12 protein-coding genes are annotated in these 13,945 nt (G+C 65.6%); 4 read left to right on the top strand and 8 right to left on the bottom strand.

From position 1 onward, the window contains the following. Positions 1-46: 46 nt before the first annotated feature. From hrpA to EV678_RS15635, 3 genes are all read left to right on the top strand, one after another. A complete protein-coding gene (gene hrpA, locus EV678_RS15645) occupies positions 47-3,967 on the top strand; it encodes an ATP-dependent RNA helicase HrpA (RefSeq protein WP_235832483.1) in 3,921 nt (1,306 codons plus the stop codon). Positions 3,968-4,184: 217 nt separating this feature from the next. After that, entirely contained in the window at positions 4,185-4,952 is a 768-nt protein-coding gene (locus EV678_RS15640) for an EI24 domain-containing protein (protein WP_130460159.1), read from the top strand. Positions 4,953-4,988: 36 nt separating this feature from the next. Beyond that, positions 4,989-5,777 (top strand): competence/damage-inducible protein A, encoded by a 789-nt coding sequence (locus EV678_RS15635; protein ID WP_014236471.1) that lies wholly within the window; start codon positions 4,989-4,991, stop codon positions 5,775-5,777. A gap of 131 nt (positions 5,778-5,908) precedes the next feature. On the opposite strand, the gene EV678_RS15630 is transcribed toward EV678_RS15635, so the two are convergent. From EV678_RS15630 to EV678_RS15600, 7 genes are all read right to left on the bottom strand, one after another. Then, positions 5,909-6,466 carry a phasin family protein gene (locus EV678_RS15630; RefSeq protein ID WP_014236472.1) on the bottom strand — a complete coding sequence of 186 codons (558 nt, stop codon included), beginning with the start codon at positions 6,464-6,466 and terminating at the stop codon, positions 5,909-5,911. A 218-nt stretch (positions 6,467-6,684) separates the two neighbouring features. Further along, the gene (locus EV678_RS15625) at positions 6,685-7,260 is read right to left on the bottom strand and encodes a phasin family protein (RefSeq protein ID WP_014236473.1); all 576 of its coding nucleotides are present in this window, start codon (positions 7,258-7,260) and stop codon (positions 6,685-6,687) included. Between the two features lie 281 nt (positions 7,261-7,541). Then, positions 7,542-8,318: an enoyl-CoA hydratase gene (locus tag EV678_RS15620; RefSeq protein ID WP_014236474.1), complete on the bottom strand. Its 777-nt coding sequence runs from the start codon at positions 8,316-8,318 to the stop codon at positions 7,542-7,544. A gap of 6 nt (positions 8,319-8,324) precedes the next feature. After that, entirely contained in the window at positions 8,325-8,948 is a 624-nt protein-coding gene (gene lptA, locus EV678_RS15615; RefSeq protein ID WP_412784078.1) for a lipopolysaccharide transport periplasmic protein LptA, read from the bottom strand. Next, positions 8,935-9,525, bottom strand: a complete 591-nt coding sequence (gene lptC, locus EV678_RS15610; protein WP_130460158.1) for an LPS export ABC transporter periplasmic protein LptC — start codon at positions 9,523-9,525, stop codon at positions 8,935-8,937. The genes lptA and lptC overlap by 14 nt, the downstream gene beginning before the upstream one ends. Continuing rightward, positions 9,522-10,034, bottom strand: a complete 513-nt coding sequence (locus tag EV678_RS15605; protein ID WP_130460157.1) for a KdsC family phosphatase — start codon at positions 10,032-10,034, stop codon at positions 9,522-9,524. Before EV678_RS15605 ends, lptC begins: the two co-directional genes overlap by 4 nt. Continuing rightward, positions 10,034-11,023, bottom strand: coding sequence for a KpsF/GutQ family sugar-phosphate isomerase (locus tag EV678_RS15600; RefSeq protein WP_014236478.1), 990 nt, complete (start codon positions 11,021-11,023; stop codon positions 10,034-10,036). The genes EV678_RS15605 and EV678_RS15600 overlap by 1 nt, the downstream gene beginning before the upstream one ends. Positions 11,024-11,126: 103 nt before the next feature. Between EV678_RS15600 and EV678_RS15595 the strand changes: the two genes are divergently transcribed. Beyond that, a complete protein-coding gene (locus tag EV678_RS15595) occupies positions 11,127-13,094 on the top strand; it encodes a monovalent cation:proton antiporter family protein (protein WP_014236479.1) in 1,968 nt (655 codons plus the stop codon). A gap of 45 nt (positions 13,095-13,139) precedes the next feature. Here the strand turns inward: EV678_RS15595 and EV678_RS15590 are convergent, their stop codons facing one another. Further along, entirely contained in the window at positions 13,140-13,817 is a 678-nt protein-coding gene (locus EV678_RS15590) for a prepilin-type N-terminal cleavage/methylation domain-containing protein (RefSeq protein WP_014236480.1), read from the bottom strand. Between the last annotated feature and the right edge of the window lie 128 nt (positions 13,818-13,945).

Genomic DNA, 13,945 nt, shown 5'->3' with positions numbered 1-13,945 from the left:
GTCCTTGTGCCAAAATACCGCCTTGCAATTTTTTCACCCCCCGATTGTGTCCCTCCCCCGTTCCGCTCCGCCTGCCTTTGCCGACTGCCTGACCCAGGATCGCCCCCGTCTGCGCGCCCTTTCCCGCAGCGCCGGCCAGCCCGGTCCCCATGCCGAGAAGGCCAAGGCCGACTACGAGGCCCTGCTGGCCCGCTCCCGCGCTGCCTGTGCCGAGCGGGCCGGGCGCCTGCCCAAGCCGGAATATGCGGAGGACCTGCCGGTCAACGGGCGGCGGGAGGAGATCAAGGCTCTCATCGAGAACAACCAGGTGGTCATCGTCTGTGGCGAGACCGGCTCCGGCAAGACCACCCAGCTGCCCAAGATCTGCCTGGAACTGGGCCGGGGGGCGGCGGGGCTGATCGGCCATACCCAGCCCCGGCGTCTGGCGGCCCGCTCCGTGGCGGCCCGGGTGGCCCAGGAGCTGCAGACCCAGATCGGTGCCGGGGTGGGGGTGAAAATCCGCTTCCAGGATCGCAGCGGGCCCCAGTCCTATTTGAAGCTGATGACCGACGGCATCCTGCTGGCGGAGACCCAGACCGACCCCTATCTCAATGCCTACGACACCATCATCATCGACGAGGCCCACGAGCGCAGCCTCAACATCGACTTCCTGCTGGGCTATCTGAAGCAGCTGCTGGCCAAGCGCAAGGACCTCAAGGTCATCATCACCTCCGCCACCATCGATGCGGAGCGCTTCGCCCAGCACTTCGCCCAGCACGGCAAGCCGGCGCCGGTGATCGAAGTCTCCGGCCGCCTCTACCCGGTGGAAGTGCGCTACCGCCCGGTGACGCCCCTGGAGGAAGACCAGGAGGAGCGGGATCTTTACGACGCCATCGTGGACGCGGTCCACGAACTGGGCCGGGAAGGCCCGGGGGACGTGCTGGTGTTCCTCCCCGGCGAGCGGGAAATCCGGGAGGCGGCCGAAGCCCTGCGCAAGCACCACTTCCCCGGCCCCCAGCCGGAAATCCTGCCGCTGTTCTCCCGCCTCTCGGCGGCGGAGCAGGACCGGGTCTTCAAGACCGGCGGCGGCCGCCGGGTGGTGCTGGCCACCAACGTGGCGGAAACCTCCCTCACCGTGCCGGGCATCCGCTACGTGGTGGATACGGGCCTGGCCCGGGTCAAGCGCTACTCCTACCGCAACAAGGTGGAAATGCTCCAGGTGGAGCGAGTCTCCCAGGCCGCGGCACGGCAGCGGGCGGGCCGTTGCGGCCGGGTGGCGGCGGGGGTCTGCATCCGCCTCTACGACGAGGCCGACTTCAACGCCCGGGGCGAATTCACCGATCCGGAAATCCTGCGTTCCTCCCTGGCCGGGGTGATCCTGCGCATGAAGGCCTTGAAGCTCACCGACGTGGAGAGCTTTCCCTTCATCGAGGCGCCGCCGCCCAAGGCCATCAACGACGGCTATTCCCTCTTGCAGGAACTGGGCGGCCTGGACGAGGACAACCGCCTCACCGACGTGGGCCGGGGCCTGGCCAAGCTGCCCCTGGACCCGCGCATCGCCCGCATGATCGTGGCCGCCCGGGACCGGGGCTGCCTCAAGGAAGTGCTGGTCATCGCCGCCGCCCTCTCGGTGCAGGACCCCAGGGAGCGGCCCCAGGAACGGCTGCAGGCGGCGGATGAAAAGCACCGCCAGTTCGCCGACGAGAAGTCCGAATTCCTCTCCTGGTTGAAGCTGTGGAACTGGTTCGAGGAACAGGCCCGGCACCTCTCCGGGCGCAAGCTGGCCGAGGCTTGCAAGGACCGTTTCCTCTCCTATCTGCGCATGCGGGAATGGCGGGAGGTGTACAACCAGATCCACGCCATGGTCACCGAGCTGGGCTGGCGCGAGAACGAGATTGCCGCCACCTACGAGCCCATTCACAAGGCCCTGCTGACGGGCCTCCTGGGCAATGTCGGCTGCAAGTCCGACGACAGCAGTCATTATCTCGGCGCCCGGGGCATCCGCTTCCTCATCCACCCGGGCTCGCCCCTGCAGAAGAAGGCGGGCAAGTGGGTGGTCTGCGCCGAACTGACCGAAACCACCAAGCTCTACGCCCGCTGCCTCGCCCGCATCGAGCCGGAGTGGCTGGAGGAGGTGGGCGCCCACCTGATCCGCAAGAGCTACTTCGATCCCCACTGGGAGAAGAAGGCCATGCAGGCCGTGGCCTATGAGCGTTCCACCCTGCACGGCATCGTCGTCAATCCGAAGAAGCGGGTGAACTTCGGCCCCATGAACCCGGAAGAGGCGCGTCTGCTCTTCATCCGCCAGGGCCTGGTGGGCGGCGAGATCAGCGAGGACTTCGTGCGCCGCTGGCCCTTCTATCAGCACAACCAGAAGGCCATCCGCGACATCGAGAACCTGGAACACAAGCAGCGCCGCCAGGACGTGCTGGTGGACGACGAACTGATCTTCGCCTTCTACGACCACCTGATTCCCTCGGGCATCTACAACGGCGCCGACTTCGACAAGTGGCGCAAGGAGGTGGAGCGGGAGAACCAGAAACTGCTCTTCCTGCAGAAGGAAGACCTGATGCGCCACGAGGCGGCCGGGGTCACCACCGACGCCTTCCCGCCCCAGATGCGCCTCTCCGGCGTGGACTACGCCCTCACCTACCACTTCGAGCCCGGCAGCCCCCGGGATGGCGTCACCCTGGTGCTGCCCCTGGCCCAGCTCAATCAGGTGCCCGCCAACCGCTGCGAGTGGCTGGTGCCGGGCCTCTTGAAGGAGAAGGTGGTGCAGCTGGTGAAGACCCTGCCCCAGCGCATCCGCGCCAAGCTGGTGCCGGTGCCCGAGTTCGCCGAGGAGTTCATCGCCTGGGTGGGCAACGACGAGAAGCGCATGGCGCCGGGCATCATCGCCCCCCTCATCGACTTCATTTTCGAATCCCGGGGCCTCAATGCCCGGGGCTGGGCGGTGACGCCCGATGCCTTCCGCCCCGGCGAGCTGCCGGCCCACTTCTCCATGAACTTCAAGCTGGTGGATGAACATGGCCGCCAGCTCGACATGAGCCGCAGCCTGGCCCAGCTCCGCGGCGAATGGGGCCGGGAGGCGCGCCAGGAATTCCAGGAGCTGCACGAGACCCCCAGCGAATTCACCGGCCTCACCGACTGGACCTTCGGCAAGCTGCCGGAGCTGATGGAAGTGGCCGTGGGCGGCCAGATGGTGATCGGCTACCCGGGCCTGACGGAAGACGGCGAGACCGTTTCCCTGCGCGTGTACGACTCCCAGGAGGAAGCCCTGGCGGCCCACCGCCTGGGCCTCTCCCGCCTCTTCCAGTTGCAGCTGAAGGAGCAGGTGAAGTACTTCGAGAAGAACCTGCCGGGCCTGACCCAGATGGCCATGCAGTTCATGAGCCTGGGCTCTTCCGACGACCTGCGCCAGCAGTTGGTGTCGGTCATTTTCGAGCGGGCCTGCCTGGTGGAGCCCTGGCCGGAAGATGCGGAATCCTTCAAGGCCCGCTGCGCCGAAGGCAAGAACCGCCTGGGCCTCTTGGCCCAGGAAATCTGCCGCCTGGTGGGTCTGGTGCTGACCGAGTGGCAGGCCCTGGTGAAAAAGCTGCCGGCCTTCAAGGCCTTCCCCGGCGCGGTGCAGGACATCGAGAAGCAGATCGGCCGCCTGATCCACAAACGTTTCGTGCTGGAAACGCCCTTCGAGCGCCTGCAGCACTTCCCCCGCTACCTCAAGGCGGCGGCCATGCGCCTGGACAAGCTCAAGGCCAACCCGGCCCGGGACGTTCAGCTGCTGGCCGACTACAGCACCCTGTGGACCCAGTACGAACGCCGCGCCCTGCAGCTGGCCAAACAGGGCGTCAGCGATCCCCAACTGGAGCAGTTCCGTTGGCTGCTGGAAGAACTGCGGGTCAATCTCTTCGCCCAGGAGCTGAAGACGCCGGTGCCCGTGTCGGTGAAGCGTCTGCAGAAGCTGTGGGAAGGAATACAGTACGGTTGAAAGACGATTAGCCACAGAGGGCACGGAGAACGCAGAGAGAAAATGCCTCTGCCCTGGAAGGTAATAGAGACGCCACTCTTCCGTCATGCATTCAGGAGATTGGCTTCAGTATTGGCTTGCAGGGTAGGTGCGGTTTGCAACCGCTCCGGCAGCTAAGGCGGAGTGCCACCCCTCGGTGATCTCTGTGTCCTCTGTGGCAAAAAAATAGGATGCCCGAATGCCCGAAATGATCCTCGCCCTGGTCCGTAGCCTCGGTACCCTCTCCCGCCGCCGCGTTTGGTGGCTGGTGCTGTCCCCCGCCGTGGCCGCCCTGGCGGTGTGGCTGACGCTGACCTTCCTGGTGCTGGACCAGCTCTCCGCCTGGTTCCTCGATCAGCCGCCCATGAGCTGGCTCTCCGGCTGGGGCGCCGTCTGGCTGGCCAAGCTGCTGGCCGCCGCCGGCGGCTGGCTGGTGATCCTGGCCCTCTCCTACCTCACCGCCATGGTGCTGGCGGCGGTGTTCATCATGCCCATCCTGCTGCAGGTGGTGGCCGCCCGGGATTACCCGGAGGTGGCGGCCATGGGCAAGGACAACTTCTTCGCCGGTGCCTGGAACAGCGTCTGGGCCGCCCTGCTGTTCATCGCCGGCTGGCTCCTGACCCTGCCCCTGTGGCTGGTGCCCGGCCTGGGCCTGGTGCTGCCCCTGTTCTGGATGGCCTGGCTAAACCGCAAGACCTTTGCCTACGATGCCCTGGCCATGCACGCCACCGATGACGAGTGGCGCCTGATCCGGGAGCGCCGGGCCACGCCCCTGCTGGGCCTGGGCATTCTCCTGGCCCTGCTGGCTCACATCCCGGTGCTGGGCCTGCTGACCCCGGCCCTGGGCGCCCTGCTGTACATCCACTTCGGCCTGGAAAGCCTGCGCCAGCTGCGCGGCGGGGCCGTGGTGACCGTCGATGCGGTGGTGGTGGAAGAACCCGTGCCCACCGACCGCTTCCTGCGCTGATTTTCACCCTTTACGACCTCAACGACGCGAGGACCCATGACTGCTTCCGTTTCCCAGACTGCCCAAGCCACGCGCTTCGGCGCCCTCATCATCGGCGACGAAATCCTCTCCGGCAAACGCCAGGACAAACACTTCGCCAAGGTGGCCGAACTGCTCGGCGCCCGGGGGCTGCAGTTGTCCTGGGTGCAGTACCTGGGGGACGACCGGGCCCGCCTGACGGAAACCCTGAAGCGCAGCTTCGCCAGCGGCGAGGCGGTGTTCTCCTTCGGCGGCATCGGCAACACGCCGGACGACCACACCCGCCAGGCGGCCGCCGCGGCCCTGGGGGAGGAGTTGGTGCTGAGCCCGGAGGCGGAGGCGGAGATCCGTGTCCGCTTCGGCGACGACATCACGCCCCAGCGCCTGTTGCTGGGCACCTTCCCTGCCAGCAGCCGCATCATTCCCAATCCCTTCAACCGCATTCCCGGCTTCATGGTGAAGGAGCATTACTTCGTGCCGGGCTTTCCCCAGATGGCCCATCCCATGGTGGAGTGGGTGCTGGACACCTTCTATGCCCATCTCTTCAACCGGGCGCCCAAGGTGGAGAAGGCCTTCCTCCTCACCGGCGACAGGGCCTACGAAAGCGCCCTGCTGGACCTGATGGAGCGCATCGTCGCCGAGTACCCGGAACTGCGCCTGTTTTCCCTGCCGTCCCTGACCCAGGACGGTGTGCGCCGCCACCTGGAACTGGGAGTGGAAGGACAACCGGAACAGGTGGAGCGGGCCATGGCGGAAATCCAAGGCGAGGTGGAGCGCCGCGGCATCACCTGGGTGTGGCGCGACTGAGTCCGGACTGAGCGGGCTGCGCGGCTTTGCGGGGGATTTCGGCCCCCGGTTTCAGCTTCGCTTGCGGCAATAAAAAACCCCGGCCATGGCCGGGGTTGTGCTCGCCAAGCGGGGAACGCCCGCGGCAGATCTTACTTCTTGGCAGCCGCCTTGCTGGCAGCGCCCACGGCCTTGGCGGTGGCGTTGGAAGCCACAGCCACGTTGGCATCGGCGATGTCGGCCATCTGCTTGGCCATCTTGGTGAAGTGGTCGAAGGCCTGGGTGGAGGCGGACAGCATGGACTTCATGGCCGCTGCCACCACGTCGCCGCCCACGGGAGCGGAGGCGGAGGTCTTCTCGATGGCGGAGGTGGCCTTCTGGGACAGCTGGTTGTAGTGCTGTTCCATCAGGTCGGTCACTTCCTTCTGGGTCGCGGTGATCAGTTCGTACAGGTTGCGGTAATAGGCCGTGACCTTTTCCAGATTGGGCTGGGCCAGGGTGCTCTGCAGCTTGGCGGCTTCCTGCACGTCCTTGGCGCCCAGCAAAGTTTGGGTGCCGTTGACGGAAGAGTTGAGGAAGTCACGGGCAGCAGCCAGATTCAGCTCGGCGATTTTTTCCACGCCGTTGAAGGCGGTGTGCACCAGGGCCACCATCACTTCAGCGTTGGCTTTCTGGGCGGCGGTAAGCTGTTCGATATTCGGGTTGGTCATTGGGAAATCCTCCGCTTAGCGTTGAGATATAAGGGAATAATCCTGCTGGTTGAATATCGGCCCGGTATTGTTGTTAGTACGGCCTTGGGTCGAATTCCACTGCCTCGGCAGCGGCGCCGGATGAAGCCAGTATAGCAAATACTATATGACCATCACATGTCGCCGGCCACAACGAAAAAAAACCCCGGCGCAAGGCCGGGGTTTCGGTGCTGTTCGCCTTAGGCGGTCTTTTTCTTGGCAGCGGAGGCGGCGGCGGAAGTGGCGCCGACGGCCTTCACGGTAGCGTTGGTGGCGGCAGCCACGTTGGCTTCAGCGATTTCGGCAACCTGCTTGGCAGCCTTGTTCATGCTGTCGTAGGCGGAGTTGGCAGCGGCGATGGCGGACTTGACGGCGGCCACGGCCACATCGGAACCGGCGGGGGCGGTCTTGGAAACCTTGTCCAGCAGGCCGGCCACGTTCTTGTTGAACTCGTTGAACTGGGCTTCCACGACCTTGGTCAGTTCTTCCTGGGTCTGGGCGGCGATTTCGTAGACGCTGCGGGAGTAGGCCACGGCCTTCTCGACGTTGGGTTGGGCGATGGAGGCCTGCAGGGAGATGGCTTCCTGGGCATCCTTGGCACCCAGCAGGGCCTTGGTGTTGGCGACGCTGTCTTCGATGACGGCGCGGGCGGTGTGCAGGTTCAGGGCGGCGATGCGCTCGGCGCTGGCGAAAGCGGTGTTGGCCAGGGCCAGCAGGGAATCAACGGTGGCCTTGTTGGCGGCGGCGAACTGCTCGGGGGTAGCGAAAGTGGTCATGGTCATCTCCTAGAAAGTCAGTGTGGGAACACTCGCAGAGCAAGGCGGGACTGGCTTTTCTGACTGCGGCCGGTTGTTGCGCTGCAACATGTAGAGCCAATTATAGGGAGCGACAGATTTCTGTCAAGCATTTTTTGTGCGTCGCACAAAAAATTTTCTTCGCTTTGAAAACAGTGGCTTAACAGTTGTTGGGAGAGCCTGGGGATGGAGGCTTTGCGGCGGGGCGGGAGCCTGCCGCGGAGGGGGCGCTCCGGGGCGGCGGCGCGCCCCGGGAGGTGGGATCAGCGATGCTTGAAGGCGGGCTTGCGCTTCTCGACGAAGGCAGCCATGCCTTCCTTCTGGTCTTCCAGGGCGAAGGCGGCATGGAACTGGCGACGCTCGAAGAGCAGGCCTTCATTGAGGCTGCTTTCGAAGGCCCGGTTCACGTTCTCCTTGATCATCATCACCACCGGCAGGGAGTAGGAGGCGATCTTCTCGGCGGCGCCGAGGGCTTCCTCCAGCAGCTTGTCGGCGGGCACGATGCGGGAGACCAGGCCGGCGCGCTCGGCTTCGGTGGCATCCATCATGCGGGCGGACAGGCACAGGTCCATGGCCTTGGCCTTGCCCACGGCACGGGGCAGGCGCTGGGTGCCGCCGGCGCCGGGCAGGATGCCCAGCTTCACTTCGGGCTGGCCGAACTGGGCGCTGTCGGCGGCGATGATGAAGTCGCAGCTCATGGCCAGTTCGCAGCCGCCGCCCAGGGCGTAGCCGGCAACGGCGGCGATGACGGGCTTGCGGCAGGTCTTCACCTTCTCCCAGTTGCGGGTGATGTAGTCGCCCTTGTAGGCGTCCATATAGGAGAAGTCTTTCATCATGCTGATGTCGGCGCCGGCGGCGAAGGCCTTGTCGGAGCCGGTGATGACGATGCAGCCGATGTTCTCGTCGGCTTCGAATTCGGTGAGGGCGTCGCCCAGTTCATCCACCAGGGGATCGCACAGGGCGTTGAGGGCCTTGGGGCGGTTGAGGGTGATGAGGCCGACGCGGCCCTTGGCTTCAGCGATGATGTACTCGTAAGTCACGAGGCTTTACTCCTTGCGCGATGGTAGGGAAATGGCGGGCTTCAGGGTGAGCGATTCCCGGCTCCCCGTAGCTCCTTGTTGTGATTCGGTGTCCTTGTTCTTCGGCTGGATGATGGCCCGCACCCGGCCCGGCGGCACGCCGGGGCTGGCCTCGCCGGGCATCTTGGAGGCGGTGACCAGGTACTGCTCGGTGAGGGAGTCGTACTGGATGTAATGGCCCTTGACCTCGTCCTGGCCGCTCTTGACCCAGGCCTTGTCGTAAAGCTCGGTCTTTTCCGTCTTGGCGTTGTGCTCGATGCGCAGGGCGATGCCTTCCACGTAGTCGTCCCGGCCTTCGCGCTTCTGCTTGAACTTGGCCGGATTGCCGGTGGCCACGCCCTTCTGGAAGCCTGCATCGTCCTGGGTGACGACGATGCGGTCGCCGCGGATGACCAGGGTGCCCTGGGTCAGGGTGACGTTGCCGTCAAAGACGTGCACCTTCTTGGCGTCGTCCACCGTGACCCGGTCGGCTTCCAGGTTCACCGGTTTTTCCCGGTCCGCCTTTTCGGCGTGGGCCGGCATGGCGGCGGCAAGGCTGAGGGCGCCCAGGAGGGCGGCGAAGCGGCGATTGATCATGTCAGCGCTTTTCATGTTTGCTGGCGAATTGGCCGGTGACCCGGGATTCCAGGATGGTATTCATGGTGGCGTTGTCCACCTGCAGGCCGCTGCCCTTGAGCCAGGATTTTCCCTGGACCACGTGCACCGGGCTCTTGGTGTTGGCGGTTTCCGCATCCGGATAGATGGTCAGGTCCGGTGCCGTTGCCACCATGGCTTCCCGGTCCTTGGCCGCATCGCGGACGACGCGGACGTTGTCCTTCAAGAGCACTTCGCTGGCGTCGCTGTTGATGTGCCCGTAGTCGCTGCTCATGGTCACCACGGGGCGTCCGGGTTTGATGAACTTGGCTACCGGGTTGGTGACGTCAGATTCGTCCGTGTCCGGATAATGGTCCAGGCGCTTGGCCGTCATCACATGGCGCAGCTGGCCCTGCTTGTCGATCCGGCTCATGGTGAAGTCGTCGATGAAGTAGTCCACGTCGTGACGGAACTTGCCGCTGTGATCCGGCTCCGGCAGCTGGGTGGCCTTGGCCAGCCAGAAGGTGGCCGCAGTCAGGCTGCCCAGCAGGACGATGGGGAAGAGGGCGCTGGCGAAGCGTTCCAGACGTTTCATTGCAGGTAGGCGTCGAGCAGGGCCTGCAGCTGGCCCCGTTCCTGCAGGAGATGTTCGCAGGCTTCGCGCACGGCGCCATGGCCGCCCTGCTGGCGGCAGACGTAGCCAGCATGGCGCTTGACGAAGTCGTGGGCGTTGCCCGGGGCGGCGGAGAAGCCGCAGGCGCGCATGATGGGCAGGTCCACCACGTCGTCGCCCATGTAGCCGGCTTCGGCGAAGGTCAGGCCTTCGCGCTGCAGCAGCTCGGCCATGACCTGGCGCTTGTCCTCCACGCCCTGGAACAGCAGGTCGATGCCCAGGTTGGCGGCGCGGGCGGCGACGCAACCGGACTTGCGCCCGGTGATGATGGCCAGGCGCACGCCGGACTTCTGCAACATCTTCAGGCCGTGGCCGTCCAGGGTGTTGAAGACCTTGAGTTCCTTGCCGTCTTCCGTGTAGTAGAGGCCGCCGTCGGTGAGGACGCCGTCCACATCGAAGGCCATCAGCTTGAGATTGGTGGCGGCGCTCATCAGATCACCTTGGCCTGGAACAGGTCGTGCATGTTGAGGGCGCCCTGCAGGCGGCCTTCGCTGTCGGCCACCAGGAGCTGGTTGATCTTGTGCCGCTCCATCATTTCCACGGCTTCCACCGCCAGCTTGTCCACCCCGATACAGCGCGGATTGGCGGTCATGACGGCGGTGACGGGCACCGACTTGAGGTCCACGTCCCGCTCGAAGGCGCGGCGCAGGTCGCCATCGGTGAAGATGCCCTGGATGCGCTGCTGGGCATCCACCACCGCAGTCATGCCGAGGCCGCCCTTGGAAATGGCCAGCACGGCTTCGGCCAGGCTGGCCTGGGGGGAGACCTGGGGCACTGCCGCGCCGGCGCGCATGACATCCCGTACATGGGTCAGCAGGCGCCGGCCCAGGGAACCGCCGGGATGGGAGCGGGCGAAGTCTTCCGGGCCGAAGCCGCGGGCGTCGAGCAGGGCCACCGCCAGGGCGTCGCCCAGGGCCAGGGCCGCGGTGGTGCTGGCCGTCGGCGCCAGGTTGAGGGGGCAGGCCTCCTGGGCCACCGCTGCATCCAGATGGGCGTCGGCCTCCTTGGCCAGGGAGGACTGGGCATTGCCCGTCATGGCGATGAGCTTGGCGCCCTGGCGCTTGATGATGGGGACGATGGCCAGCAGTTCGGCGCTTTCGCCGGAGTTGGAGAGGGCGATCAGCACGTCCTGGCGCAGGATCATGCCCAGGTCGCCGTGGCTGGCTTCCGCCGGGTGCACGAAGTAGGCCGGCGTGCCGGTGCTGGCCAGGGTGGAGGCGATCTTGCGGCCCACGTGGCCAGACTTGCCGATGCCGCTGACGATGACCCGGCCGGAGCAATTGAGGATGAGGCTGACCGCGTCCAGGAAGCCGTCGTCCAGCCGCTCGCTCAGGGCGGCGACGGCATCGGCCTCGATGCGCAGGACCTGGCGGGCCAGTTCGAGCACGGCGGCCGGGTTGAGGGCGGAAGTTTGGTTCATGGGATGGCAGCGGTTATGATTGTGCGAAGTATACCACCCCTGCCAGTGAAGCCCGGCGGGGCGCGGTTTTCCGCCCATCCGCCCGCCTTCCCCCTATCGGCCCATGAATTCCCTGCAACTGGTCCTGCTGCTGCTTGCCGCTGCCGTCCTGGTGGTGACCCTGTTCCGTCGCCTCGGGCTGCCGCCGATCCTGGGCTATCTCCTGGTGGGCGTGCTCATCGGTCCCCATGCCCTGAACTTCATCAAGGATGTGAGCGGCGCCGAGCACCTGGCCGAATTCGGGGTGGTGTTCCTGATGTTCTCCATCGGCCTGGAATTCTCCCTGCCCAAGCTCTACGCCATGAAACGGGTGGTGTTCGGCCTGGGGCTGATGCAGGTGCTGCTGACCATCGTCCTCGCCGTCGGCCTCAGCGTCGGTACCGGCCTGGGCTGGCAGGCCGGGGTGGCCCTGGGCGGCGTCTTCGCCATGTCCTCCACCGCCGTGCTGTCCAAGCTGCTGGCCGAGCGCCTGGAGCTGGAGTCGCCCCACGGTCGCGACGTCATCGGCGTGCTGCTGTTCCAGGATCTGGCGGTGGTGCCCCTGCTGATCCTGATTCCCGCCTTTTCCCGGCCGCCGGGGGAAATGGCCCTGGAGATCGCCTGGGCCATGGGCAAGGCGGCGGTGGTGCTGAGCCTGGTGCTGTTCCTCGGGCAGAAGCTGATGCGGCGCTGGTTCTACATCGTTGCCCGGGGCAAGTCCGCCGAGCTGTTCATGCTCAATGTGCTGCTCATCACCCTGGGGCTGGCCCACATCACCGAAATGGCCGGCCTCTCCCTGGCCCTGGGGGCCTTCGTCGCCGGCATGCTGATTTCGGAAACCGAATACCGCTACCAGGTGGAGGAGGACATCAAGCCCTTCCGCGACGTGCTGATGGGGCTCTTCTTCGTCACCGTGGGCATGCTCCTGGACGTGGGGGCCGTGCTCGATTACCTGCCCTGGGTGTTGCTGGCCCTGGCCATCCTGCTGCTGGGCAAGTTCGGCCTGATCGCCGCCCTCTCCCGCAGCTTCGGGGCGACGCCGGGCAACGCCATGCGGGTCGGCCTGTGGCTGTGCGCTGGCGGTGAATTCGGCTTTGTGCTGCTGACCGAAATCAGCGCCTCCAGCCTGGTGCCGGAGGCCGTGCTGCAGGTGGTGCTGACGGCCCTGGTGCTGTCCCTGCTGCTGGCGCCCCTGATCGTGCTGTACAGCGACAAGCTGGTGCTGCGCTTCGCCGCCAGCGAGTGGCTGATGCGTTCCATGGAGCTGACCAAGATTGCGGCCCAGACCATGAGTACGGAGAAGCACGCCATCATCTGCGGCTTCGGCCGCAGCGGCCAGTACCTGGCCCGCTTCCTGTCCCGGGAGAACATTTCCTACGTGGCCCTGGACCTGGATCCGGAGCGGGTGCGGGAAGCGGCGGCAGCCGGCGAGACGGTGGTCTATGGCGATGCCGCCCGGCGCGAGACCCTGGTGGCGGCCGGGGTGTCCCGGGCCAGCGTGGTCATCGTCAGCTTCGCCAACACCATTGCTGCAGAAAAAGTGCTGCACCATGTGCAGGAGCTGAAGCCGGACCTGCCGGTGGTGGTGCGGACCATCGATGAGTCCGACATGGACACCCTGAGCCGGGCGGGGGCGGCGGAAGTGGTGCCCGAATCCCTGGAGGCCAGCATCATGCTGGCTTCCCATGCCCTGGTGCTGCTCGGGGTGCCGATGAACCGGGTGCTGAAGATGATCCGGGACATCCGGGGCCAGCGTTATCGCCTGCTGCGGGGCTTCTTCCACGGTCTTTCCGACCGGGACAGCGACCTCAGCGAAACCCAGCAGTTCCGCCTGCATTCGGTGGCCCTGGGGGCCGGCGCCTATGCCGTGGGGCGCAGCCTGGAGGAACTGAATCTGGCCTATTTCGGCGTCGAGATCAGCGCCGTGCGCCGGCGCGACATCCGGGCCCTGGAACCCCTGCCGGAAACCCGTTTCCGGGAAGGGGACGTGGTGGTGCTGCTGGGCTCGGTAGCCAGCCTGGAAGCGGCGGAACTGCGCCTGCTCAAGGGCTGACAAAAAAAGGCGCCCGCAGGCGCCTTTTTTCTTGGTGAAGCTGCCTTAGAAGGCGGTGCAGACGATGTAGGTGTTGTTGTCCTCGATGCCGCCGGTGCCGGTGGTGGGCACGGCGGTCAGGGCGGTGCCGGCATAGGTGCCGGAAGCCACGCGCACGGAGCCGGTGGCGGTGTTGCCGTCGTCCAGGGTGATGTCGATCTGCTTGGCGAATTTGCCCTGGATGCCTTCGGAACAGACAAAGTAGGAGCCGGTCATGCCGGTGATGGGGCTGGTGCTCTGGATGCCCAGGCGGCCGCCGTCGGCGTTGGTGGGCATGGCGGCAGCCGGATCGGTGAAGTTGGCATTGCCGGCCGCCAAGTTGGCCAGGCGCACCTGTTGCCAGAAGGCGACGCTCTCGTCGGTGGCCGTGGTGGAGTTGTAGTTGCCTTCGATGCGGCCGTTGCCCTGGGTGGTGGAGGTGACGGTGAGCAGGGTCACGCTGGCGTTGGTGGCGGCGGAACCCAGGTGGGTGGCCACGTCCCGGTCGTCGCCCGGCAGGGCCCGGTACTTGTCCTGGTAGCCGTAGATGAAGAGGGGGACGGTCTTGAAGTCGTTGATGAAATTTTTCACCTTGGCGCTGTTGATCAGTTCCTGACCCTTCAGCACCCCGCCCAGAAGCAGGCCGATGATGACGAGTACAATGGCAATCTCAACCAGGGTGAAGCCTTTTTGGCGTGCGGACATGGCGGTCTCCTTCCAATTTGAAAATGTGTCTGCTTTTTCCAAGCACATCATATGCCATGGGCCTGGAAGGCATTATGGGTGCAATTCTGACGGGAAAGCGCCGAAAAGTGTCAAATTCTTGACGCTCC

This window comes from Azospira oryzae, assembly GCF_004217225.1.
Classification (GTDB): domain Bacteria; phylum Pseudomonadota; class Gammaproteobacteria; order Burkholderiales; family Rhodocyclaceae; genus Azospira; species Azospira oryzae.
This window is presented reverse-complemented; position numbering and strand designations above follow the sequence as displayed.

Excerpts from the sequence above, each read along its gene's own strand:
- EV678_RS15590 (WP_014236480.1), bottom strand. The coding sequence starts at position 13,817 with ATGTCCGCACGCCAAAAAGGCTTCACCCTGGTTGAGATTGCCATTGTA.
- lptA (WP_412784078.1), bottom strand. The coding sequence starts at position 8,948 with ATGAAAAGCGCTGACATGATCAATCGCCGCTTCGCCGCCCTCCTGGGC.
- EV678_RS15595 (WP_014236479.1), top strand. The coding sequence starts at position 11,127 with ATGAATTCCCTGCAACTGGTCCTGCTGCTGCTTGCCGCTGCCGTCCTG.
- EV678_RS15625 (WP_014236473.1), bottom strand. The coding sequence starts at position 7,260 with ATGACCACTTTCGCTACCCCCGAGCAGTTCGCCGCCGCCAACAAGGCC.
- EV678_RS15600 (WP_014236478.1), bottom strand. The coding sequence starts at position 11,023 with ATGAACCAAACTTCCGCCCTCAACCCGGCCGCCGTGCTCGAACTGGCC.
- EV678_RS15630 (WP_014236472.1), bottom strand. The coding sequence starts at position 6,466 with ATGACCAACCCGAATATCGAACAGCTTACCGCCGCCCAGAAAGCCAAC.
- EV678_RS15635 (WP_014236471.1), top strand. The coding sequence starts at position 4,989 with ATGACTGCTTCCGTTTCCCAGACTGCCCAAGCCACGCGCTTCGGCGCC.
- EV678_RS15605 (WP_130460157.1), bottom strand. The coding sequence starts at position 10,034 with ATGAGCGCCGCCACCAATCTCAAGCTGATGGCCTTCGATGTGGACGGC.
- EV678_RS15640 (WP_130460159.1), top strand. The coding sequence starts at position 4,185 with ATGCCCGAAATGATCCTCGCCCTGGTCCGTAGCCTCGGTACCCTCTCC.
- lptC (WP_130460158.1), bottom strand. The coding sequence starts at position 9,525 with ATGAAACGTCTGGAACGCTTCGCCAGCGCCCTCTTCCCCATCGTCCTG.